This window comes from Microcystis panniformis FACHB-1757 (assembly GCF_001264245.1).
Classification (GTDB): Bacteria; Cyanobacteriota; Cyanobacteriia; order Cyanobacteriales; family Microcystaceae; genus Microcystis; species Microcystis panniformis.
In genome coordinates, this window is the sequence record NZ_CP011339.1 from 2647426 (window position 1) to 2672159 (window position 24734).

Below are 24734 nucleotides of genomic sequence, written 5' to 3' on the forward strand. Positions count from 1 at the left end.
GGGGGAGCCATCTTCAATTTAATTATAACCAGCTACTTATTATGAGAACAATCGCTGAAATCAACGACAAAATTGCTAAAAAAACGGCTGTAGTCTGGACAGTAGAGGAATTAAAAAGCCGCGTGAACGAGATGGGAATTAAGGAGGTTTTTTCCCAAGTAGATGTGGTTTGTACGGGAACCTTTGAACCGATGGAATCTTCCGGGGCAATTATTAATTTAGGTCAGACGGATCCGCCGATAAAAATTCGTCAATGTTGGTTAGATGGGATTCCTGCTTATGCCGGTTTTGGGGCGGTGGATTTATATTTAGGAGCCAGTGCTATTAGTGATCTAGCGGCCAAAAATGAGAATTTAGAGGCAGAAAATCCCGAAAGGGGTGGCGGACATATTATTGAGGATTTAATCGCCGGAAAATCGATTCAATTGCGCGCTGTCGGCCAGGCTACCGATTGTTATCCTCGCACTTCTTTTGAAACGATTATTTCTAAGGATACCATCAATCAATTTTATCTTTTTAATCCTCGCAATCTCTACCAGAATTTTATCGTCGGAGTCAATGGGGGAGAGCGGACTTTATATACTTATTTGGGACCACTACAGCCGCGATTAGGTAATGCAGTATATTCTAACCCCGGCGCAATTTCTCCCCTGTTAAATGACCCCGATTTAGAGGCTATAGGCATCGGTACGCGCATTTTTTTAGGAGGAGGAATCGGTTATATTGCCTGGGAAGGAACCCAACATTTTCCCCTGCAAAAACGCCTACAAAATCGAACTCCTATTGGTCCTGCTTCTACCTTAGCCTTAATTGGGGATGCTAAACAAATGAATGCTCGCTGGGTGCGGGGTTGTTATTTCAAAAATTATGGGGCTTCTTTAATGTTAGGAGTAGCAGTACCGATTCCGGTTTTAAGCGAGGAAATTGTTCGACATTGTGCGGTAAAAGATGAGGAAATTGTCGCTCCAGTGGTGGATTTTTCCATTCCCCGGCGAGTCCGTCCTACCTTTGGTTTAATCACCTACGCTAAACTAAAAAGCGGTCGGATTATGATTGAGGGAAAAAGTGTTAGGGTGGCTCCTTTGGCCAGTATTTCCCTGTCCCGGGAAGCCGCTTTAGAATTAAAAGCACTAATCGAATCGGGAGAATTTACCCTCACAGAACCCGTGGCAAAAATTAATCTAGAGCGGACTTTTATCCCCCAGGATCGTTGGGGCGGAAAATTATCAATTGAGTGAGGAGTTAAGGGATTGGGTACAGGTGGCACAACCACAATTAAGATGACGAAAAATCGGATTTTCTTCCCCGGTTGTCTTGCCGATCATCATGTCACCTAAGTTCTTGGTATTGAAACTAGGATGAAAGGACTCTGGGGCAGCTTGTACGGAGTTAGTGGTAACTGCTAGGACTAATAAACTAGCGGAGGCAGTGGCAAGAATAACGACTTTTTGATTCATAAATTTGTGGGAATTATTGGCCATGAATACCACTAATTATAACACTGCCGACCGCCGACCGCCTCCGTTAACGGCCCAAAAGATTGGCAATATCAGCACATCCCCCCGGAATGGTTGCGCGGGACTTTTCCCCACACCAACGACAACAATAGTGACGTTGTTCCTCGCTCATGTTTTTCACCCCAGTAAAATTGACATTTTCTACCACTGCTCCCGTGTGTTCTCCGCTGTCATAATTGGGGGGAACGGTACGACTGCGGGGGGTAGCATTTTCTAGGGAACCATAAAATAAACGCATCCCTTTGATATCTGCCCCTCTTAAATTAGCTTCGTAGAGAATTGTCCGCGATACATTTGCTTTCACCAAATCGCTATAACTTAAATCGGCCCGCACCATATTCGCTTCGCTTAAATCGGTCCAGCGCAGATCCTGCCCAGAAATGTCGGCCCCCGCTAACATTACCCCCAATTGTACTACTCTTGTACCAAACTCTCGATCCTCCGCATAACCCCCTTCCCCGTCTAGAATCGGTCGGCCTAGATAACGATCGCGTTTAATCGGTGATAATAGCCGCGATTGACTCAAAAAACGCAGTATTTTCGCTTTCCCGGCGGCATCGACACTGCTGAGGATGGAAGCGGTGCGACCTTCTGCGATCGCTCTTTCCTGGGGCCAATCTTCTAAAAATCCCTCCTCATCCAAGGCTAGATCAGAAATCCCCTGAAAATAGGAATCGATCGTCTGTTGTTGGGTAATGCGATTTTGTTGTATGGTTAAATCCTTAGAAATAACGTACTGTTCCCAGGCCACATAGACGGCTAACACGGCGATCATAATCTGTCCCAAGGCCCCCACCCACTCGGCCCAAGAACCGAACTCATCGTATTTAAAACTGTCTAACCATCGCAATATGCGCTCGTAAACTCCTAAATATTTCCCTAATCCGGCCAGAGCAGCAATAAAAACGATAAAAGCGAAAACCGTCTGACGTTCAGAGGGAGTGAGATAATGGGCGATCCACTGGCGAATAGAGGGTAAAATCACCTGTAAGGATATCAATATCGCTACTATCGCCCCAGAAAAGCCTAACCAGTCCCAGCTAAAGACGAGGCCGATGGTCATCACCATCAGGGGGGCCAGTAATAACCCCGCGTTACCCGGTCGAAGATCTTTTAATACTAGGATGCGCTGACGCACAGGATTACGGGAAGATAAGGAGGAGACGTATTCGGAAGCATCGGGGGCTGATAAACTGGCTTTACCGTTATTTTCGGGGTTATCTTCCCTATTTTCCGCACCGAGTTTTTCTGGGTCTTTGCGATCGCTCATATTAATCCTTGTCAAGAGAAAATAATTCCACACCGAAAACTGAGGCGAAAACTCTCGATAAATCTTGCTGTACTTGCATAAGACTAATATTAGGCAGAAACTGCTGTAAACTGCCCACGGGTTTATTAGCAATGCCACAGGGAATAATCTCGGCAAACCCGCTTAAATCGGGACAAACATTGAGGGCAAAACCATGATAGGTAATCCAACGACTAACTTTAATACCGATCGCAGCTATTTTATACCCTTCTACCCATACCCCCGTCAGGCCCGCGATTCTTTCCCCCGACAATCCATAAATAGCGATAGTTTGCAGAATGACTTCTTCCAATTGTCGCAAATACCAGTGTAAATCCTGCTGATAATAGCGCAAATTGAGGATCGGATAGCCCACTAACTGCCCCGGACAGTGATAGGTGACTTCGCCTCCTCGCTCGATTCGATGCACTTCTTTGTCGGTTTTGTCAAGATTAAATTTAATAAACTTAATATCTGAACCGGTACCGAGGGTGTAAACGGGGGGATGTTCCAGTAGGAGCAGCATATCGGGCAAGTCGGGATTAGCGATTCTTGCCTCCACCAGCGCTCGCTGTTGCGACCAAGCGCGAGAATAGGGAGTAATTGCCTGAATTTTTAGCCCACAGAGACGAGGCATTTTTTGAGTATTCATCGAGAGATGTGATTGTTGACGCTCCCCGCTCTAAAAAGACGGGGATTCTTCGTTCATTGAGTCTCCGTTAGCAAGCAGGATTTCTCCAACCAACCAAGAGGGAATCTCTCCCGAAGCGTTTAAAGTTTGCGTGCGCCCCACGCTACTTAATCCCTTTTGCAAGATGTTTAAAGCGGCGTTTCTATCTCGACAATCTGTATATCCACAATGAGGACAAACATGGGTTCGAGTAGATAGCGACTTTTGGACTTTTTGTCCACAATTAGAACAATTTTGAGACGTATTATGGGGTGAGACAGCGATAGTTAACTTGCAGTATTTGTCCCCAAAATACTCTAGCCATTGCCTAAAAACAGACCATCCTGCATCAGTTATCGACTTAGCTAAATGACGATTTTTGACCATGCCTTTGATATTTAAGTTTTCATAGGCGATTAAGTCGTTAGACTTAACTAAACGGAGTGCCACACTCTTGACAAACTCTTCTCGTTGCCTACTTACTCTTAAATGTTTCCGAGCATATCGCTTTCTAGCTTTGTGATAATTACGAGATTGTTTTTTACCCTTACGGTATTTCTTCGACTTTTTCCTGTTTAATCGGTTTAGTTGTTTTTCAGCTTTTCGATAGTAGTTCGGACAATCAATTTGATTGCCTTCGCTATCTACTAAGAAAAACTTCGCTCTTCTCGACTTTGTGTGATAATTTTTGCTTATGTAAGGTTAAATGCTTACTGGGCAAGACTTTTAGGACTATTTTGAAAGAAGAAACTATCAGTATAGACCTCGTTTACACACAGAAACCAGAAGAGCCAAAACTTTAATCCCACATCAATTCCAGTGGCTTTCTGGGAGGGTGTTAAAGGCTTAACCGTGTCTCTGGGGTCTAATTTAATGCAGAACTGCACATAGTAACCATCGGCACGATTAAGGATTCTTACCCGTTTAATCTGGTCTGGTTGATAATAATTAATATCTCTAGAGCCAATCAGTTTAAGAGTCCCAATACCTTTTTTGTCTGTAAAGGTAATATGGCGTTTATCTTTTGATAGCTTCCATCCAGATACTTTATACTCAAGGGAACGGGAATGTTTTTTAAACTTAGGGTAGCCTTTCTTTCCTTTAACTTTATTTTGGCAATTATCGTAAAACCGAGTAATTGCCCGCAAGGTTCTTTCTACGGCAGTCTGGCAAGCATGGGAGTTTAAATCATCAACAAATTTAAACTCTTTCCTTAATGCTGTGTTGTACCGAAATAACTCTGTTTTGCCAACACCTGGATTATCCATCCAATAACGCAGGACTTTATTCCGAACAAATTGGGTTGTCCGTATTGCTTCGTTAATGGCTTCTATTTGATTAGGTTTTGGCTTGACTTTGTATTCTAGTACAAACATTTTGACACTGCTTGACTGAGTGTCAGTATGTTAGCACAAAATTCTTTAAGTTGACAATACATAGGGCTTGCTGAATAATGGTAAAACCCTTTTAAAATAAGGCTTTTGACCTGTTAAAATCCGATGTTCATGCTGCGAAAATCGGATTGAGACCCTCAAAAACCTTGCATTATCCTTCTTAAGTACCTAGGCAAAATTATTTACACATGACGATCATTGCCCCGTAAGGGTTTTAGCTCGATCGGGCAGGTAATTAATTTTGCATGACTACTTATAGTACATAAGCTCGTACGAAAAGAGAGGGCAACAAAGCCTGAAACGACCGGCTACTGACGACCGACGACCGACTCCTAACCCCACCAACAAACTTTTTGCCGCAAACCCTAATTAAGGTCGCGCACTGATTCTTTAAGTTAACTCTAAGCAAAAATGCAGGAATATCTTGATAGTGGCTTAAGACTGGGCTGGTTAATTGCTCCCATTAGTCAACAGGTAGCAATCTATCGCCAAAATCAGGCTATTGTGTTTTCTGACTGCTATTTTTCAATTTTATTGGTGAGAGTTCCGACCACATCAATACCGAGGGTTTGATGGACACTGGCGAGGAATTGATTGACGATTTCGGGATAGACTTTGATCAGAGCAGCGAGGGACTTACCATCACCATTATCAACGATATTAACTCGATCGAGGTGTAAGCGTTTAGGAATTTTAATCGCCTCCTCCAGGATAGTTTCTAACTGTTGAATCAAGAAAATTGCCTCTGCTTCGCTGCCGGTGTTTTGCCAGACTTCCGCAAACAATTCGTTAACCAAGGCTTCAGCTTTGGCATTTTCTTCAAAAATTGCCGCTTGTCCTCTAGCGCGGAAAGTTTCAGCTTCCTGCTGCGCTTCTGCGGGTAAAACTTGATCTGCTTGGAGACGTAATCTTTCCAATTCTGCTCTGACCTGTTGCAATTTTTCCTCAACTATAGCACGTTTTTCCTTAGCGGCGGCGATAGTTATTTCTTCTTCCGATTTAGCCTGTTGTTCCAGTTTTGCCTTTAACTTTCTCAATTCGTTTTCTTGCTCTAAAATGATAATTTGATCGCGGGTTTTAGCTACGGTTGCCTGTTCCTCACATTCCGCGACTATTTGTTCAGCTTCATTGAGGGCATTTGATTCAGCAATTTCAGCATCACGCATGACTAAAGCGATTCTTTCCCGTCCGAGGGAGTTAAGATAATCCACGTCATCGGCAACATTTTGAATTTTGAGAGTATCAATTTCTAAACCGAGTTTAAACAGGTCTTGACTGACGTTACTGGTAATACTTTCGGCAAATTGTAAGCGATCTTCGTTCACTTGTTCGGGGGTCATTGTTGCGACTACACCCCGCAAGTTTCCTTCTAAAGTTTCTTTAGCTACGCGAATAATTTCTTCTCGATCTCGATCTAAAAAACGTTCGATCGCATTGCCGACTATTTCAGGTTTAGAACTAACTTTCACGTTAGCAATGGCCACTATATTCAGGGGAATATTGCCCTTAGAATAGGCATTTTTAATCTCAATTCTGATCGGGGTTGTGGTGACATCCATGCGTTTAACGGTTTCTAAAATTGGAATACGAATCGCCCGACCCCCCGATATCACTCGATACCCCACATCCTGTCTATCTTTTGATTTGCGTTTCATCCCACTCAGGATCACTACTTCATTGGGTTTGCAAATACACAAAAAAGAATTGATAAACCAAATCGCACCAATCCCCAGAAATATCAATAAAGCGATGGGAACACTATTCAACAATAAATTGCCAGCACTGTTGTTATTATTGTTGTCGTATTGATTGGGATTGATTTGGATGAGATAGGAATTATTTTGACTATTCATAGTTAGTTACCCTTTGGTTTAGAAGAAATTACAAATCGCCTCTGATATACTTTTCCGCAATGACTAAAACTTTATTGTCCTGGCAATTGAGGATAAATGCTTTATCCCCGACATTAAATTGTTCTTCCCCTTCCGTTATCGCTACTATATCGATCAGACTATCCCCGACATTAACTCGCACTTTCCCCTTGCTATTTTTATCGAAGGGGATTTGAACAACTCCGATTAAACCGATGAGAGAGTGATAATCGACGATACTATTTACCTGTTGGTTGCAGCGTCTTAACTTGACTAAAATTAGGAGTAGAATGGCCAAACCAATACCTACCCCTAAAGAAATTAAAACGATTGTGAGCAGTTGAGCATTCATAAGTTTAGTTATTTACCGTTATAGTTGCCCCCAATCTAATTAACGTTAACTAATTCGAGACTTCGGCCATTTCAATCACGCGATCAGCATTATCTTTGACCAAAAAATTTAAAGGTTTATTGCGACGAACTTTATACTTTAAGCGTCGTGATTCCACCCGCATCAGAATTTGTTCTAAACAATCGTGATCAAAACAAACGTGACGATGACGATCCTTATAACCCGCGGTTGCCCCAGCAACGATGTGCAGTTGGGTATTTTTCTTTAACTGATACCATAAACCCTGGGGTTGATCTCCCAAAGAAGGGTTGGCAGTAGTCACAGCCGGATTACTAGACATATAAAATGGGTCAATCATATTATTGCCCATCGTCTGCTCATAATTGTAATAGTAATGGAGGGGGACATCGGCCGTGGGTAAATTTAAAAGTCCTTCATAAAATTGTCGGGCTGTCTCCAAATCTGTCACCATGATTGTATGAACTTTTGGGGCGCTAGTTAGAAACATCCACATGGCTAAAGCATAAGCGGCCAGAAGCATAACCATAATCCCCTGGGTGGACAGGAGAGTATCAAGAGGTAGGAAAGCGCCGAAGAAAAGATGATTTATCAACACTGATGTGATCCTATTGCCTAAGAATTTCTATCATTCCCTAATTATAATCACGACGCTGAAACTTAAGTGAACAGGGTGAGGAGTGACCAAGTTCCGTACATTTGTATTAAAATGCTCCCTACCCAGTTTAAATGCAGTACAAGTGAACTCAAATTCTCCTATGGGATGAATAAGTAGCTGGTTATAATTAAATTAAAAATGGATTTTAGGTTCGATCCCCCCTTAGTACTAGGGTTGATTCATAGTAGGGTTGATTCATGAATCAACCCTACCCTATAGTCCCCCCTTGATAAGGGTGGTGTCTGATAATTTTTAACGCCTACCTACTTAAATGATGAGATGATGACATTACGGACGGAAATATGAGGAATTAGCGGAGATGAAAGCGTATAGTGGAAATAGAGCCATCCCTAGAAAAGTGAGCTACTGTTATGAACTCTTTTGCGCTTCCCGTCTTTCTGCAATCAGGTTTAACCCTACTGGCATTTTTAGTGCTGGTTATCCTCATGGCCTAAATCTTAATCCGTCTGTCTAGATTTTCATAGACAGTTAACAGCTGTTCAGCGATCGCCGACCAACTATATTGATTTAAGACTAAATCCTTGGCATTTTTCCCCCTTTGTTGGCGAATTTCAGGATGAGTGATAGCCGTTGCCAAAGTATTAGTTAAATCCTCAAGCTGACAAGCTGTCACCCATCCCGCAGCCGCTGCTGCTACCGCAGGATGCAGATCCACCCGGTCGGAGATAACCACGGGAATTCCGGCAGCCATAGCTTCTGCCACTGCGATGCCAAAATTTTCATAGTAGGAAGGTAAAACAAATAAATCGGCCCTAGCGAGGAGGCTATTTTTGACTTCTCCAGTGACAAATCCGGTAATCGTCGTATTTTTGCCCAATATTGACCGCTCGATCTGATTTTTAATCCGATTTTCGTACTCCCGGTCCTGGGGATTGCCTCCTGCTAAGACAAAATGAAAATCTAGGCCTTTTTCTAACAACCTTTCTAAACTGGGCAGCAATAAATCTAGACCTTTTTTCGGATCAAGACGGGACATATAGAGGATGATCGGTTTATTTTCGGGAAGATCAAAACCCGTTACTGGTAAAGCTTGTGGGTTAAAAAAATCTACCCCTAGGGGGATGACAATATCCTTAGTTTTTATATTAAATCTTTCGGCAGTTTGACACTCCTGCTGACTGGTAAAATGAACTGCCGCCGCCGCCGCTAAATTGGGTTTTTCCAGAAAATTGGCATATATTTGTTTAAGTTGCCGTTTTTTTTGCAAATCTGCCGGATCGAGGGTGCCTAGGGGACGGAGAATATAGGGCAGTTGATGATAACGAGCGATCGAAGCCGATATACTGCTCACCGGGGAGAATAAAGCATGAATATGGGCGATATCGTAATCTTTTGCCCTATTAGCCAACCAAGTAAACAGATCAAGGGAAAATTTATAGCGTCGAAAGGGAGAACAGCGAAAATAATAGATTTGATAGCCATTTTGACTAACAGGGACCCCTAAAGGCACATCTAGGGGTGCTTGTCCCGTGTCACCATTGGAATCGGTGGTAATAATAGTCACCTCTTGGCCTAGTTGCGCCAAGGCCGCTGACAAACCGAGTACCATTTGACTGGGGCCACCATAAACAAGGGAAATCGAAGGAACAATCTGAAGAATTTTCATCGAAAAATTGGGTCAGAAACCCCGTCGTTCTAGGTTGGCTTTACTGTTAAATACTAGCGCATTTGCACGATATATGCTAGAAAGTGCCACTTAGAGCGACTCTAAGACCAGAACAGAGTAAATCTGTTAAGGCAGCTGGGAAACCGCTCAAGAACCCCGAAGAGGATATCAAATTCAGCTAGTCCGGAACAGGGAACGGTTCAAAACGAATATCAAATTTAGATGCACAATAGCTTATCCCTCTGATTTACCAGTTATCAGTAAACAGTAAGCAGTTATCAGTGATGAGACGGGGAGTAGGTAGCATTTTCATGGCTCAGTAAATAGTAATTAATCAAAAGTGAAAAGACAGCAAGAAACCGCCATTTAATAAGTAGGTCAGCCCCCCCTTATTAAGGGGGGCAGGGGGGATCACTTAATACTCAAATCTGATAACTGCTCACTGAAAAGGCTAAAGGTTAACCATTCATCGATAAATATTTAGCCACCGATTGCACATCTTTATCACCCCGTCCGGAGAAATTAATAACAATGCGAGGACTACCAGTTACTTGTGGGCAAAGAGTTTCTAAATAGGCTAAAGCGTGGGCAGTTTCTAGGGCTGGAATAATCCCTTCTAAACGGGAAACTCGTTGAAAAGCTTCTAGTGCTTCCTTGTCGGTGACACTGTAATATTCGGCGCGACCACTATCTTTTAAAAAGCTATGTTCTGGCCCGACTCCGGGATAATCTAAACCGGCACTAATTGAGTGGGCCTCGATAACTTGACCTTCGCTATCTTGTAATAAATAACTCATTGCTCCATGTAGAACCCCCGGTTGACCTTGGGTAAGGGTGGCGGCGTGTTTTCCAGAAGCGATACTTTCTCCGGCGGCCTCAACACCAATTAAACGCACGGCAGTTTCTTTAACAAACTCATGAAATAAACCCATAGCATTAGAACCACCCCCACGCAAGCGAGGAGAATATCCGGTAAACCGCCCCATTTTTCCAGACTTTGCTGACGAGTTTCTTGACCGATAACCGCGTGAAAATCGCGCACCATCATCGGATAGGGATGGGGACCTGCCACAGAACCAAGGATGTAGTGAGTGGTTTCCACATTCGTTACCCAGTCGCGAATCGCTTCCGAGGTGGCATCTTTCAGGGTTCCTGTCCCGGCGGCCACGGGTTGCACCGTCGCGCCAAGCAGTCTCATGCGGAAAACATTGAGTTCTTGGCGTTCCATATCGTGAATTCCCATATAAATCACGCATTCTAGACCAAAACGAGCGCAAACCGTAGCGGTGGCCACGCCGTGCTGTCCGGCCCCGGTTTCGGCGATAATTCGCTTTTTACCCATACGTTTGGCTAATAAAACCTGACCGAGGGCGTTATTAATCTTGTGGGCCCCGGTATGGTTTAAATCTTCTCGTTTTAGGTAAATTTGCGCCCCAGTACCGTCAGCTTTGGCATAATGGGCGGTGAGACGTTCGGCAAAATATAAGGGACTAGGTCTGCCGACGTAATCCTTGAGCAGTTGATTTAATTCTTCTTGAAAATCGGGGTCGTCTTTATACTGATTATAGGCCGTTTCTAGTTCACTTAAGGCTGGCATCAGGGTTTCTGGGACGTATTTGCCCCCGTAGCGTCCAAAACGCCCAAAAGCATCGGGATACTGGCTTGCTGTGCTGGCTGAGGCGGTATAAATCGGCGTGATAGTCATGTAAACCTTCGATGAGAGACTTATGATCCATTATAAATCTAAGGGTTTAGTCTCTGGGTTAACCTGAGTTCTAGGGCAATCATCGCCTAACCTACTTAATCATCAAAGGGTGAGCATTGCCCACCCTTTGACTGATTTCACAGCCAAATACTCACATCAACTTTTAACACCTGTCCTAATAGTAATAACCATTTTAATTGAGTCATCGGCCAGGGACAGGAAACATCTATTGAATTAGACCGCAAAGAATTAGGAACTAGACGGTCATGGAAATAATAATAGTATAATTCCTGAGAGCGATCGAGGGATAATCCTAGCTTTAATTGTTGGCTAACTTCAATTAAACGGGTGATTAAGCGAGTATCCTCCTCCGCTGTTAAAGGATCGCCATCGTGTAATAATTTCCCAAGAGATTGCCAGAGCAGACTTTCTAAGATTTGACGCGCTTCGGGGATGTTTAATTGACAGTGTAAATGATTGGCTTCCTTAGCAATAGCAAATAATTGATCGAGATTATTTTCCGTTGCTTGCCGCTGCTCAAAATCTTTTTCTAGGGCAGTAATCACCTGTAAACAACGGTGAGAAATGGCAATATCGGCCGCTACCTGTAACTCTTGAGGTACGGGCAGCTCATCCCGTTGGAAAGCCGCTAAAATGCCGTAATTATCCCGATAAACTTGGGTGTATAATTGATCGAGACGTTTTTTAGTTTCGGCTGTCACCTTCTGCATGATTCGGTGTCTTTCATCGGCAAAAAGATGGGGTAAAGCAAAGAAGTTTTCTCCCAATCCGCGCCCCATTTCTACGATCATGGTCGAAACACTGGCCTGTTGTAAAGATTCAAAGAGATGATCCTTAAGATTGGTATAGATTAACCGACTGTTAAACGGTTGAATGCAGCAGTAAAAATCCCAACCTCCTAAATGTAGAACAGCAAAGACAAAATGTTCACTTTCTTGGGTAATTTCCGAGGTTAATTCCACCTGTCCCACTGCTAAAGTTAAAGACCCGATCGCTTGTTTTTGATAATCTAATTGACGGGTATTGTAACAATAAATCCGATGATGACTAGGATAATTGGTAAATAGGGAACTAATAGCGTAATGGGCCGCCACCCGTTCCAAATCGACCCGCGCAGAAGTGACCAATTGTCGATAGACATCGGCCCCATCTTGATATAACTTAACGTTACTGGGAGCGAAAGCTAGACGACTGAGGAAATTCATTTCTAATTGAATTCCAGCCACTTCTCCGGCTAATTCCAGGGCCCGGCCAGCATATCTCAAAATTTGCGTACCTTCAGGTCGAGAAATTTCCTCAAAAAACCAGCCACAACTGGTAAACATCAATAAAGCTTGTCTTTGCATTTCTAATAAACGCAAAGCATCGATTTTCTCGCTTTTACTCAGGTTGCGACTTTGATGCAGGGCGAGGAAATGTTCGATCGCGTCTGGGGATCGATCTAAAATAACTGCAATGTAGTCATCCCTTGTCTGCCAAGGATCGCGGAAAAATTCCTGTCCTTGAATCTCATAGACCTTAATCAACTCATCTCTGAGCCAATTTAGGGACTCCCGCAGGGGTTTACGCCATTTTTGCTGGTAATTTCCCCCTCCCCCGCAACCACAGTCATCCTGCCAACGATTTACGCCATGGACGCAACTCCACGCGGTCACGGGTTTTAATTCCACTTCCCAAGTGGGGGGGCAAATACTGAGATAATGGGCGAAATTGGTGACTGTCCAGCCGTTTTTAGGGAAAGATTCCGTAAAAGCATAGCTAAGACACTTCTCTGTCCCCTGTTTGTGGTGGCCGAAGGTTTCCCCATCGGTAGCGACGCTGATTAACTGGGAGGGACGATGATCCCCTTTAATTGCTTGTCCCAGACGACCGACGAGAAAATCACTGCTGGCTAGGACATCATTAAAGCCCATATCGCGAGAAATTGGACCATCGTAGAAGAAAATATCCAGATAACGACCATCGGGGATGTAACAGCGATAGGGACGGGTGGGATCGATTTGACCTCCGGCCACTGCGTGCCATTGGGGATGGGGATCATGGTCGCTAGGGAAAGGACGACAGCGCAGGGCCTGGGAAGGGGCTAAAATGGTGAATTTAATCCCTTCATCGATTAAAGCTGTCACTGTGGCTAAATCAATGGCTGTTTCCGCTAACCACATTCCTTCGGGATCGCGACCGAAACGATGCTGAAAATCGGCTTTTCCCCAGCGAATTTGGGTGTATTTGTCCTGTTTGTTGGCTAGGGGCAGAATGATATGATTATAGACCTGGGCGATGGCGTTACCATGACCGTTTAAGCGTTGACAACTTTTTTGATCCGCTGTCAGGATGCGTTGGTAAACTTCGGGATCATGGGATTGCATCCATGACATGAGGGTGGCCCCGATGTTAAAGCTGAGATATTCGTAGTTATTGACTATTTTGATCACTTCCCCCCGGTCATTGTAAATGCGCGCAAAAGCATTGGCACGATAACACTCGTGATGGATGCGTTCATTCCAATTGTGGAAGGGATGGGCGCTCGGTTGCCGTTCAATTCTGTCTAGATAGGGATTTTCTCGCGGTGGTTGGTAAAAATGTCCGTGAACCGTGATATAAACTCCGTGAGCGGTTTTCAGGGGATCGACCCCCGTATCGGTATAGGAATAAAAGGTTGTAGAAGGATGTTCAACAAGATAAGTCATAGAAATGCCTAGAAAATCGTTTTTTTTTGAGCGAAAATAGCTGTAGAATGTAGCGACCTGATGTTTAAAAAAACTGAAAACCTGGCCGTTTTTCACGGCCTTGGGGTCACAATATCACATTTTATTTTCCTAGCAAAGCTAGGGTTAACAATTCGCAACTTCTCTATACACAGCACTAAGTAGGGTCTGCTGAAAAAGTTTTTCCTAGGGGCAGGGTGTAGGGTGTGGTGCGATTCGTTGGCTAGAAACTAGACAGTAAGACGTTTAGAGGATTAGCCGCTTGGTAAATGTAGTACCTTGATAACTTTATAACCATACAGGTGCGGGTTAGTAATAACCTTAGTCCTGTCCTCTAGATGCCTAGAGTGACGGCATTTCCTGCTGCTTTAGACTTGGTACATCTGAGGTAGTGAGCGAGGAAAAAAAGCGGTATCTGATAGCCTAAATCAGAAACCCGTTGAGCCAGAACCTATGGATAGCCCTGGGGCGAAGATACGAATTAACCATCGTCAACACCCACGAGCCAAAAGGCTGACAGGCTCGAAACAAAAGTTAACAGAGTTGGGGCTGATAGCTCATACCACTATCAGTAAGGCATTCCCGTTACTCTGTTGTGGACAGTATCATCCTAATGGTTCAACCAATGGTTATAGGGAACGAAGTAACCCTGATTGACTCTGCCCGTTTGGGGCAGTAGGAAACCATCCGCAAGTCAATAGAGGGAGAGGATGTCCTTAAAAGCCAAGGCTTTGAGTAATATCAAAGATATGCTGACAAAGGACGGGTAACTAGGAAGTCTAAGCAACAATCAACGGTCATATACGCCCTAAAACCAACAATCTTGTCTGGTGGGGATACAGCCAAGAGGGTTGAATAGACAAGGAAATAATAATTCCCATTATTATTCTACTAATGACAGTAGCCTAGTTACTCAGGAGCCGGATACGGCGAAAGTCGTAAGTCCGGTTTTGAAGCAGGGGGTGGGAAGGCGACTTCCTGCTCTACTGTAACGGGTGTGGGGTGTGGGGTTTTACCCATTTTCATCGGGTAAATTACCTAATTTTCAGGGAAAAAGTCCAGGAATTTTCCCCCCGACCACTCCCATATCTGGTACTTTTTGATTGACAAAAAGTCTAAAAGTCTTACCCAACAAGGTTTTTAGATTTATTCAGCTAACCCTAAGTAGGGTCTGCTGAAAAAGTTTTTCCTGGGGGTAGGAGTCAGTAGCCGGTCGTCAGTAGCCAGTCGTTTCAGGCTTTGTTGCCCTTGTTTTGTGTACCAAGCGATGTACTACAAGAAGGATAATGCAAGGTTTTTGAAAGTCCCAATCCTATTTTCTTGCACTAACATCGGACTTTAACAGGTCAAAAGCCTTATTTTAAAAGGGTTTTACCATTATTCAGCCAGCCCTAAGTAATACTAAATTTTGTTACAAAATCTAGCTTTTTCGGGTAAGCTGTTGACTATCTAGGGCTGACTGACCATCCTTGGCAATCGGCGTTCTAGCCTAGGAGAGATGCGATCGCTCTTACCCCTGCCCCAAAAGCGATCGCCATGCCCAAAAAATTGCTCATTCCAAAAATGATCGCCCCCTGCATTCCTATCCCAAGCAATGACAATTTTAAAGTTTAATCAACAAGATAACAGCGATCGCACTTACCCTAACCTACGGGCGTTCTAAAACAAGATCCAAACCGACTTTGTATGAAAGATCCTCCTTGCAATTTGCCTGAATCTTAAGCGAAAAACCTGGACAGCCTTTTTCCACGACTTGTTTGGAAGATGTGATAGCCATTTTAGTCTTTGCTGGGCCATTGTCATCTACATAAGTGTAAAACACAAGTTTACTGGGATGACCGTTTCCCTTGTCATATCGAAATATGTAAAATGCATATCCACTACCTTTCTCGATCAAATGACTAACCATGTGATCAAATGCAGGATGCTCCTTATCCCCGAATCTAGGGTCTTCAGATGAAGTACCAATCGGTGGACACAAATCAGGAACGATGTTGACTCCATCCAACTTCATAGTCAGAAAATCATGCGTTGGTTTATTAGCATTACCTTTAAACTCATTGAAGATAGCCACGCAGTCAGGGTGAAGTTTTACGACACTAATGGACATCTTATTCTCTTTTTTCAGTAGGTTAGCTTTTTCTTGAGATACCAAAATAGTTGTTACTCAAGTCCAGTAAGCTACTGTACAGGAAATTTCCGTAATAGTCAACCCCTAGAGGACAAAAAGCAGAAAGTTTCCGTATATTCACCCCGTAGAAAAGGATATCCAGAAACATTCCGTGTATTTTCCAACGATGGATAAAAATATTCGGTTCTTCGTTACTTGGTATGGTTCGATAGGGGGGCATAAATCGACTAAATCCTTATCTGGTAAGAGACTTAATTGATTAGTTGGCTCTAGAGCAAAAACAATTGACAAAAATCGCTAAGTGCCTTTCTCTATAAGGGTTCCATCCCTTATAACCCCCGTCCATTGCATAACACAAACCGAAGAGCCGTTTTCCTTCTTGATAATTCTGATAAGCAAGTCGAGCTTGCCATAATACTGATTGCACTTGGCGGGCAAAATCCCGATTGCCCTGAAAGCGACTCTGTCAGAGAGCTTTTAATTCTCGTTCTAGGTGGGCTAAACACTTCTGCTTGGCGCCTGCTCCTTGTAGCGAGTAGGCACTGAAACAGTCGCTACGTTCATCTTTTTCTTCCCCTCCCGACTCCTGACTCCTGACTCCTAACCCCACCAATAAACTTTTTGCCGCAAACCCTAACTATTTCCTCTAGTCAATTGCCATAAAAGTTCTCATCTAAGATTTGCTCTGGCGAGAAAGGACAAATTTTAGGATAATCATTTTCTGGGGGAATCCGAACACCAAATTGAGCGAGTTTCCCTTCCTTAATTGCCACTTGACGAGCATCTGGATAAGCTTCCTCGATAGCAGTTTCTAGATAGGATTTCAGGGAAGGCGTATTGCGTAAGTTTTTCTCAATTCGCTGGCGATGCTCAATAATAGAACAATACCAGCTATCTTTCATGGATGGCGGTGCGTTGTGCTGTACTTTTAATTTGAGCAAGTGAGCCAAAAGAATCATCAAATTACTTTCTAAAGTTCTTTTTTCCGATTTTCCCAACTCGGTTAACTCCTCAATTAAGTTATCAGTATCCAGCGCAGCAAATTCCCGCTTCTGTAGATGGCTAATTGTTGTTGCGAGCCACAATTGAAAATCTTGTTCGTAGAGAGTCTTGGACATAGCGATAGGTTGTTCGTTGGAGTCAATAACTAGATTGGTAACTAAGCGGCTACAATTCTCAAGGCGTTACTAATTTCTAGCTTCCCTTGTAGTTTACCAAAAAATCACCTAAAATGGAAACTATCTGTATCCCTTGCTGACTGCATCTGGCTCCCTACACCATTTTCTAGTATCGTTGAGCAAACCGGCGAAAGATAAGGAGTTAAAACTATGCCTTTAAGTTGGAATGAAATTAAAAATCGCGCCATCGCTTTTCAAAAAGAGTGGGAAGGAGAGACTTCAGAAAAAGCAGAATCTCAGTCTTTTTGGAATGATTTTTTTCATGTCTTTGGCATTTCACGGCGTAGGGTAGCCAGTTTTGAGCAACCGATAAAAAAAGCAGATAATAAACAGGGTTTTATTGATTTACTCTGGAAAGGAACGATTTTAGTTGAGCATAAATCGAAGGGAAAAGATTTAGAAAAAGCCACACAACAGGCTAAGGATTATTTTCCCAATTTAAAGGAACATGAGTTACCGCGTTATATTTTAGTCTCGGATTTTCAACGGTTTAAATTATATGATTTAGATTCGGGCAATCAATGGGAATTTGAATTAAGTAATTTTGTTGATAACGTTCATTTATTTGATTTGATTGCTGGTTACGAAAAGCGAGTTTATAAAGACGAAGACCCCGTCAATATTCAAGCCGCCGAGTTAATGGGAAAACTTCATGATTGCCTCAAAGAAATTGGTTATATAGGGCATGATTTGGAAGTTTATCTAGTGCGTTTATTATTTTGTTTATTTGCCGATGATACGGGTATTTTTAATAAGGGGATTTTCTGGGAATATATCGATCTACATACCAAAGAAGATGGCAGTGATTTGGCGATGCACATTGATGCTATTTTTCAGGTTTTGAATACACCAGAAGAAAAAAGATTAAAAAATCTGGATGAGAATTTAACTCAATTTCCCTACATAAATGGCAAGTTATTTGAAGAGTCATTACCCTTAGCGGCTTTTGATAGTAAGATGCGATTCATGTTATTAGAAGCTTGTGCTTTTGATTGGGGAAAAATTTCCCCTGCTATTTTTGGTTCTATGTTTCAAGCGGTAATGAATCCAAAAGAGCGACGCAATTTAGGGGCGCATTATACCTCCGAGAAGAACATTCAAAAGGTGATTAAACCGTTATTTTTAGATGATTTATCCAGAGAATTTGAGAAGGTTAAAGGCAATCGCAATAAATTACTAGAATTTCAGAAAAAGATTGCTAATTTATATTTTCTTGATCCTGCCTGTGGTTGCGGCAACTTTTTAATTATTACCTATCGGGAGTTACGGGATTTAGAGATTTTGGTATTACAGGAGTTAGATAAAACGGGGCAGTTAGTAACAGATATTAGTACCATTATTCAGGTAGATGTCAATCAGTTTGCGGGTATTGAATACGATGAGTTTGCGGTGAGGGTGGCTGAGGTGGCAATGTGGTTAATTGATCATCAGATGAATATTAAAGTTAGTAATACTTTTGGTCAGTATTTTGTGCGTTTACCATTAAAGAAAGCGGCAAAGATTGTTCATGGAAATGCCTTACGGATTGATTGGGAGGAAGTTATATCAAAAGAAAAGCTCAATTTTATTTTAGGGAATCCTCCTTTTGTGGGGCATCATTACCAAAATTTTGATCAAAAAGAAGACTTAAAGCTAGTTCTTGATAAAATCATTGGATCAGGGGTTATGGATTATGTATCAGCATGGTTTTATAAATCTGCTCAATTTATTCAAAGCACAAAAATTAAGGTGGGATTAGTGGCGACTAATTCTATTTCTCAAGGGGAACAATCATCTATCTTATGGAATGTTTTAATAAACGAATTTAATATCAGTATTCATTTTGCCCATAGAACTTTCAAATGGAGTAATGAAGCTAAAGGTAATGCTGCGGTTCATTGTGTGATTATTGGATTTGCTAGTTTTGAAGCTAATGAAAAATATCTATTCGACTATCAGACTATAACCAGTGAGCCGCTTTTAATAAAAGCCAAAAATATTAATCCTTACTTAATCAATGCAAACAATATTCTGGTTTTTAATCGAAAATATCCTCTCTGTAATGTCCCTAATATGATGTATGGAAATAAGCCAACAGATGGAGGTAATTTTATTTTATCTGAAGAAGAAAAAAATACTCTTGTCTCAAAAAACCCTTTGTTAATTAAATTTATTAGACCTTTTATTAGTGCTAGAGAATTTTTAAATGGTGGCAAAAAATGGTGTTTGTGGCTACTCGATATTAAACCCAATGAACTAAAGAATATACCTGAAATTTTGGAGCGTGTGGAAGCCGTGAAGCAATTGAGAGCAAAAAGTATTGCAGCTTCAACTCGAAACTATTCTTATCATTGTTTATTTCGACAAATCACACAACCCAAATCAGACTATATTCTTGTACCTAGAACTACGTCAGAAAATAGAAAATACATTCCTATTGGCTTTTTTACTGCTGATAATATCGTAAGTGATACTTGTCAGTCTATTCCGAACGGCGATTTATATTTATTTGGTATTTTAACTTCTGAAATGCACATGGCATGGGTTAAATATGTGTGTGGCAGATTAAAAAGTGATTATCGTTACTCAAAAGATATTGTTTATAATAATTTTCCTTTTCCAGAAAATATCACCGACAAACAAAAACAAACCGTTGAAACTTGCGCTCAAGCTGTGCTAGATACTAGGGCAAAATATCCCGATAGTAGCCTTGCGGATTTATACGATCCTTTAACCATGCCTCCCGACTTGCTCAAAGCTCACCAAAAACTTGACAAAGCCGTTGATTTGTGTTATCGTCCCCAACCCTTTACCAGTGAATTAAACCGTATTGAATACCTCTTTGAACTCTATGAAAAATTAACCGCTCCCCTACTCCCTACCAGCAAACAAAAACCCGCAAAAAGAAAAAATCCTCAATAACGAAGACAGGAGACAGGAGACAGGAGACAGGTTTTGGGGTTTTGGGGTTTTGGGGTTTTAGTTCAATTTCCCCACTTCCCCATCACCCCACTTCCCCATTTCCCCACTTCCCCATCACCCCACTTCCCCATCACCCCACTTTCCCCATCACCCCATCACCCCACTTCCCACTTCCCCATCACCCCACTTCCCCATCACCCCATCACCCCACTTCCCCATCACCCCATCACCCCACTTCCCCATCACCCCACACCCCACACCCATCCCTAAGCGCCGCAATTCCGGAGATTATATAAAAAACACCCAGAACAATCGAGGTGATGGACAATACTAAAGGTTGTGTAGGTCATCAGAAAAGCCCGTTCAGGGTAAAATACTATGAAACTAGCGTCACGAGTCAATCAAGTCACCCCCTCCCTTACCCTAGCTATCGACTCTCTGGCCAAGGAAATGAAGAAAAACGGCGAAGATGTCTGTAGTTTTAGCGCCGGGGAACCAGATTTCGACACACCCACTCACATCAAAGCTGCCGCGAAAAAGGCCCTCGATGAGGGAAAAACTCGCTACGGACCGGCTGCCGGGGAAGCGGGGTTAAGAAAAGCGATCGCCGAGAAATTGCTGCGGGATAATCAACTAGCATACAATGCCGATAATGTGATTGTTACCAATGGCGGTAAACAGTCTCTCTATAATCTAATCATGGCGTTAATTGAAGCGGGGGACGAAGTAATTATTCCCGCACCCTACTGGTTGAGTTATCCTGAAATGGTGACGTTAGCGGGAGGAACATCGGTTATAGTGAACACTAGCCTAGAGAATCAGTATAAAATCACCCCCGAACAGCTAGAAGCGGCAATTACACCGAAAACTAAATTATTTGTTTTCAATTCTCCCTCTAATCCCACCGGCATTGTCTATACTCCCGAAGAAATCGCAGCTTTAGCAAAAATTGTGGTTGAAAAGGATATTTTAGTGGTTTCTGATGAAATTTACGAGAAAATCCTCTACGATGGCGCAATTCACCGCAGTATCGCTTCTTTTGGTCCGGAAATCTTTCAGCGCAGTATTATTAGCAATGGTTTTGCTAAAGCTTTCTCGATGACGGGGTGGCGCGTCGGTTACATAGCAGGACCGGTGGAAATTGTCAAGGCTATGACTAAGATCCAAAGTCATAGTACCTCCAATGTCTGCACTTTTGCTCAATACGGTGCGATCGCTGCTTTGGCAAGTCCCCAAGATTGCATCGAGGAAATGGTCAAAGCTTTTAGCGAGCGCCGACAGTATATTTTAGAACGAGTGCGATCGCTCCCCAGACTTAATTGTCCTACTCCCAACGGTGCTTTTTATGTGTTTATCGATATTAGTCAAACTGGTTTAAAATCCCGGGATTTTTGTCAGAAACTCCTCGAAACCCAAAAAGTGGCTGCTATCCCCGGTATTGCTTTCGGTGCTGATGATTGTATTCGTCTTTCCTATGCTACAGACCTAAAGACGATTGAAAAAGGATTTGATCGCATTGATCAGTTTATCGGTACTTTGTAGGATGATTATTTTGTCTGTTAGGGTGAATTTTGTTCGCCCTTTTTTTGGGTTTTCACAGCCAATTATCTCTAATACTAAATCCGTTGGCTCTCCCGGGTTTGGTGGGTAAAATGTATTCTAAGATACGGTCTTGCGGACGAGTGCGTGGAACGAACCACAGAGACACAAAGAACACAGAGATCAATCACTACTATATAAGTTAAACTTATCATAGAAAGAATAAGACTGAAGTGCGAAATATGGGGTTAAATGAAACAGCCCTACCCCTGAACGGTTACAAATTTTTGTTAACATATTAGACCTCTTGCATAATTTTTTTATGGTATAATATAAGGTTTTGCTTTTTTCTCAATTCTTAGATTGAAGTGGAAAAAAGAATAAAATGTGATCTTAGGTCAGGAAATCATCTATAATTTTGCTATGTTTATTAGCAAAATTATGGATTATCAAAACTTATCAGATGAACAATTCAAACGCCGTTTCGGTGTGTATAAACAAACATATAGAAAGATGGTAGAATCAGTAAAAAGTGTTGAAGCCGACTCTAATTCACCATCTAAAAGGGGACCGAAACCTAAACTATCTATAGAAGAACAAGTTTTAGTAACGTTAGAATATTGGCGAGAATATAGAACATATTTTCACATTGGTACAAGCTGGGAACTATCAGAATCAACTATATGTCGGATTGTAAATAAGACGGAAAAAATGCTTTTACAATCGGGAAACTTCCGTTTAAAAGGAAAAAAAGCTTTACTCAATCAAGCAGAGATACCGGTCGTAACGGTAATGGATGTAACGGAAACTCCCATTGAACGCCCCAAAAAGAAACAGAAAGATTTTTTGGGGGGTAAAAGAGGTTATCATACTTTAAAATCCCAATTAGTAGCTGATCAAAATACCGAGGAAATTATCTGTGTCTTTTGTGGGAAAGGTAGAGGTCATGATTTTAGTTTATTTAAAAAAAGTCGAGTTCGTTTTCATCCTTTAACTACCAGCATAGAAGACAGTGGTTATCAGGGAATAGCTGCATACCATAGTAATAGTTATACACCGAAAAAGAAATCGAAAAATAGAAAATTAACAGAGTTAGAAAAAGAGTATAACAAGGCTTTAGCCAAAGAAAGGATTATCATTGAACATATAAATAGGAAACTCAAAACCTTTAAAATCTTATCCTGTAAATATCGGAATCGTCGTCGAAGATATAGTTTAAGAGTTAACTTGTTGGCGGCTATTTATAACTGTGAGTTAGGGATAGGTATAGCAGCTTCTTAAAAGTTGCCTAAAGATTAATCAAGTCAAGGAGAATTTATTCTCAATTATAAAAATTGAGATAGTTTGTGCTGCTTAAATAAAGAGGTTTTGATAACCAAATTAAAGCATATCTAAAGAGTTTTGAGTTAAAAGTTAAACTTCAAGTTTTCATTCAGGACTAATGTACTGGTTAACTAATTTTTTGGGGAAAATTAGTTAACCCATCATTATAACATATAATTAATTTGCAAGAGTTCTATTATCTACTGGAAAACCATAAATGTTAAGATTGCTGGAATTTCCTGATCTGAATCTTTACTATATGAGAGCAGTACAACCCAGCCAAACAGAGCCTGTTATTGTCGCTCAGTCTTCCCCTGATCCTTCCCGATCAAATTCACCGCCAAGTAACGGCAGTTTCTCTTTAGTGCCGATAGGACTGACTGTTGTAGTCACCTTGATACTGGTTTCTTTGTGGTCACAAAAAGATAAAATTATTGGAGGTTTAAAGGCATGGACTGAACCAGACTCAGACACGATTCGATCCCAAGAATTTGCTGTTGATATAGAAGTATCAAATATTCGTACTCAGGATTATTTACGAGCCAATGTACAAGCGACAATTTATGTCTATATTGCCGACACAAAAGAAGACAACCAAAAGGCTCAAAAATTTTGGGTAGAAGAAGACAGTATTTCAACCGTAGCCGTAGAGAAAGCTGTTAAAAAACGCGCCGAAACCGCCTTACGAGGAAGTGCCAGTAAACATACATTAGACTATCTCCATACAAATCGCACAGAGGTGGGAAAAGAGGCTACGACTATACTTGGTAACTGCCTAAATCCTCTAGGATTAACTGTTAGAGACCTAGTTATTGGTGAAATTGAAGAAAGTGCCAACTATACTGCTGACAACTATTTCGATGCCAAGGCAGTTGAAGCTAGGACAAAAGTTATTCAACCGGCAATTCTGGCAACTCGCACGGAAGAGTTAAAGACGGAAGAAGCAATACGAAAACAGGAATTAGATACGGAAGAAACAATACGAAAACAGGAATTAGAGAAAGGCAGAGATATAAGGCTAAAGGAATTAGAGATAGGGATTGAACTAGAAAATCAAGAGCTTACACATCAAGAAACATCTTTGAAAAATTTAGAAACACTGGAAAAAGTCGAAAAGAGGAAGACTGATCATGAGCTAATTATAGAAAAATACCAAAATGAAAAAGAAAAAGAACTACAGGAGGCGATTGAAACCTCTGAATTAGCTTTAAAGAAAAAGCTCGAAATTGCTGAGTTAAACGACAAAAAAGAACTAGAATCCCTCAAAAACACAACAGAGATTGAAATTCAACTTAACAAGCTCTTACAGGACACAAAATTAATTGAGGAAAATAAAACGTTTCGCTTAAAGCAAGCAACAATAAATCAAGCAATAGAAACGGGAGAAATTGCTGCAACCATCTCGATTATTAGCAAAGAAAAAGAACGGCTGGAAACAGAAATAGAACGCGCCCAAGCAGAAGAAGCTGTTACTACAGCAATTGAAGAAGCTCAAGCCAAACGCCAGAAGCTGCAAGCGGAAATAGCCGCAGAGTCAGTGGAGAACGAAGCAAAAACTATCGAACGTTTGGCAGAAGCAGAAGGTAAGCGTTACCATCTCATACCGGCTACGGATGCCGATCGCACGGCTCAAATGATTCGGGAGTTAGCGCCTCGATTAATGGAAAATTTACCCCAGGTTGTTGAAATTGCCAAAGCATTAGCCCCCAAGCAGGGATTTTGGGAGACTCTAATATCTATACTTTTCCCAATGGAAATGGAGAAGAGATTAACAAGTTAATGCTTTCCACCAGTGGTATGTTACTGATCCAATCACTGCTAAATGGTAAGTTAGGA

16 protein-coding genes and 2 pseudogenes are annotated in these 24734 nt (G+C 41.9%); 5 read left to right on the forward strand and 13 right to left on the reverse strand.

Going from position 1 to position 24734, the window contains the following annotated elements:
• Positions 1 to 41: 41 nt before the first annotated feature.
• Positions 42 to 1238: a homocysteine biosynthesis protein gene (locus tag VL20_RS12775; RefSeq protein WP_052276713.1), complete on the forward strand. Its 1197-nt coding sequence runs from the start codon at positions 42 to 44 to the stop codon at positions 1236 to 1238.
• On the opposite strand, the gene VL20_RS12780 is transcribed toward VL20_RS12775, so the two are convergent.
• The 12 genes and pseudogenes from VL20_RS12780 to VL20_RS12840 all read right to left on the reverse strand — a co-directional run bounded on the left by VL20_RS12780 (position 1227) and on the right by VL20_RS12840 (position 17075).
• Positions 1227 to 1457, reverse strand: a complete 231-nt coding sequence (locus tag VL20_RS12780) for a hypothetical protein (RefSeq protein WP_052278455.1) — start codon at positions 1455 to 1457, stop codon at positions 1227 to 1229. The two genes, VL20_RS12775 and VL20_RS12780, sit on opposite strands and share 12 nt — an antisense overlap.
• 67 nt (positions 1458 to 1524) lie before the next feature.
• The gene (locus VL20_RS12785; RefSeq protein ID WP_052276714.1) at positions 1525 to 2787 is read right to left on the reverse strand and encodes a pentapeptide repeat-containing protein; all 1263 of its coding nucleotides are present in this window, start codon (positions 2785 to 2787) and stop codon (positions 1525 to 1527) included.
• Between the two features lies 1 nt (position 2788).
• Complete coding sequence (lipB, locus tag VL20_RS12790; RefSeq protein WP_052276715.1) at positions 2789 to 3457, reverse strand: lipoyl(octanoyl) transferase LipB; 669 nt, start codon at positions 3455 to 3457, stop codon at positions 2789 to 2791.
• A gap of 30 nt (positions 3458 to 3487) precedes the next feature.
• A pseudogene (locus VL20_RS33780) lies at positions 3488 to 4851 on the reverse strand (RNA-guided endonuclease InsQ/TnpB family protein).
• A 536-nt stretch (positions 4852 to 5387) separates the two neighbouring features.
• Positions 5388 to 6722, reverse strand: a complete 1335-nt coding sequence (locus VL20_RS12805) for a flotillin family protein (protein ID WP_052276717.1) — start codon at positions 6720 to 6722, stop codon at positions 5388 to 5390.
• A 28-nt stretch (positions 6723 to 6750) separates the two neighbouring features.
• Entirely contained in the window at positions 6751 to 7092 is a 342-nt protein-coding gene (locus tag VL20_RS12810) for a hypothetical protein (protein WP_052276718.1), read from the reverse strand.
• 49 nt (positions 7093 to 7141) lie between these two features.
• Entirely contained in the window at positions 7142 to 7708 is a 567-nt protein-coding gene (locus VL20_RS12815; RefSeq protein ID WP_002784990.1) for a hypothetical protein, read from the reverse strand.
• 511 nt (positions 7709 to 8219) lie between these two features.
• Positions 8220 to 9395 (reverse strand): hormogonium polysaccharide biosynthesis glycosyltransferase HpsP, encoded by a 1176-nt coding sequence (gene hpsP / locus VL20_RS12820; RefSeq protein ID WP_052276719.1) that lies wholly within the window; start codon positions 9393 to 9395, stop codon positions 8220 to 8222.
• A 458-nt stretch (positions 9396 to 9853) separates the two neighbouring features.
• Positions 9854 to 11100 (reverse strand): annotated as a pseudogene (trpB, locus tag VL20_RS12825) (tryptophan synthase subunit beta).
• 137 nt (positions 11101 to 11237) lie between these two features.
• Positions 11238 to 13808: a DUF3536 domain-containing protein gene (locus VL20_RS12830; RefSeq protein WP_052278456.1), complete on the reverse strand. Its 2571-nt coding sequence runs from the start codon at positions 13806 to 13808 to the stop codon at positions 11238 to 11240.
• 1666 nt (positions 13809 to 15474) lie between these two features.
• Positions 15475 to 15981, reverse strand: a complete 507-nt coding sequence (locus tag VL20_RS12835) for a hypothetical protein (protein ID WP_052276720.1) — start codon at positions 15979 to 15981, stop codon at positions 15475 to 15477.
• 626 nt (positions 15982 to 16607) lie between these two features.
• On the reverse strand, positions 16608 to 17075 hold the full coding sequence (locus tag VL20_RS12840) for a DUF29 domain-containing protein (protein WP_052276721.1): 468 nt from the start codon (positions 17073 to 17075) through the stop codon (positions 16608 to 16610).
• Between the two features lie 210 nt (positions 17076 to 17285).
• Here VL20_RS12840 and VL20_RS12845 point away from each other — a divergent pair, with 210 nt between their 5' ends.
• On the forward strand, positions 17286 to 20036 hold the full coding sequence (locus VL20_RS12845; protein ID WP_052276722.1) for a DNA methyltransferase: 2751 nt from the start codon (positions 17286 to 17288) through the stop codon (positions 20034 to 20036).
• Positions 20037 to 20183: 147 nt separating this feature from the next.
• On the opposite strand, the gene VL20_RS32685 is transcribed toward VL20_RS12845, so the two are convergent.
• Positions 20184 to 20315 carry a hypothetical protein gene (locus VL20_RS32685; RefSeq protein ID WP_284526140.1) on the reverse strand — a complete coding sequence of 44 codons (132 nt, stop codon included), beginning with the start codon at positions 20313 to 20315 and terminating at the stop codon, positions 20184 to 20186.
• A 99-nt stretch (positions 20316 to 20414) separates the two neighbouring features.
• On the opposite strand from VL20_RS32685, the gene VL20_RS12850 reads away from it, so the two are divergent.
• The 3 genes from VL20_RS12850 (at position 20415) to VL20_RS12860 (ending at position 24678) form a co-directional block, all read left to right on the forward strand.
• Complete coding sequence (locus VL20_RS12850; protein ID WP_052276723.1) at positions 20415 to 21578, forward strand: pyridoxal phosphate-dependent aminotransferase; 1164 nt, start codon at positions 20415 to 20417, stop codon at positions 21576 to 21578.
• 420 nt (positions 21579 to 21998) lie between these two features.
• Entirely contained in the window at positions 21999 to 22856 is an 858-nt protein-coding gene (locus VL20_RS12855; protein WP_052278332.1) for an IS5-like element ISMae4 family transposase, read from the forward strand.
• A gap of 259 nt (positions 22857 to 23115) precedes the next feature.
• Positions 23116 to 24678: an SPFH domain-containing protein gene (locus tag VL20_RS12860; protein WP_052276724.1), complete on the forward strand. Its 1563-nt coding sequence runs from the start codon at positions 23116 to 23118 to the stop codon at positions 24676 to 24678.
• Positions 24679 to 24734 lie beyond the last annotated feature (56 nt).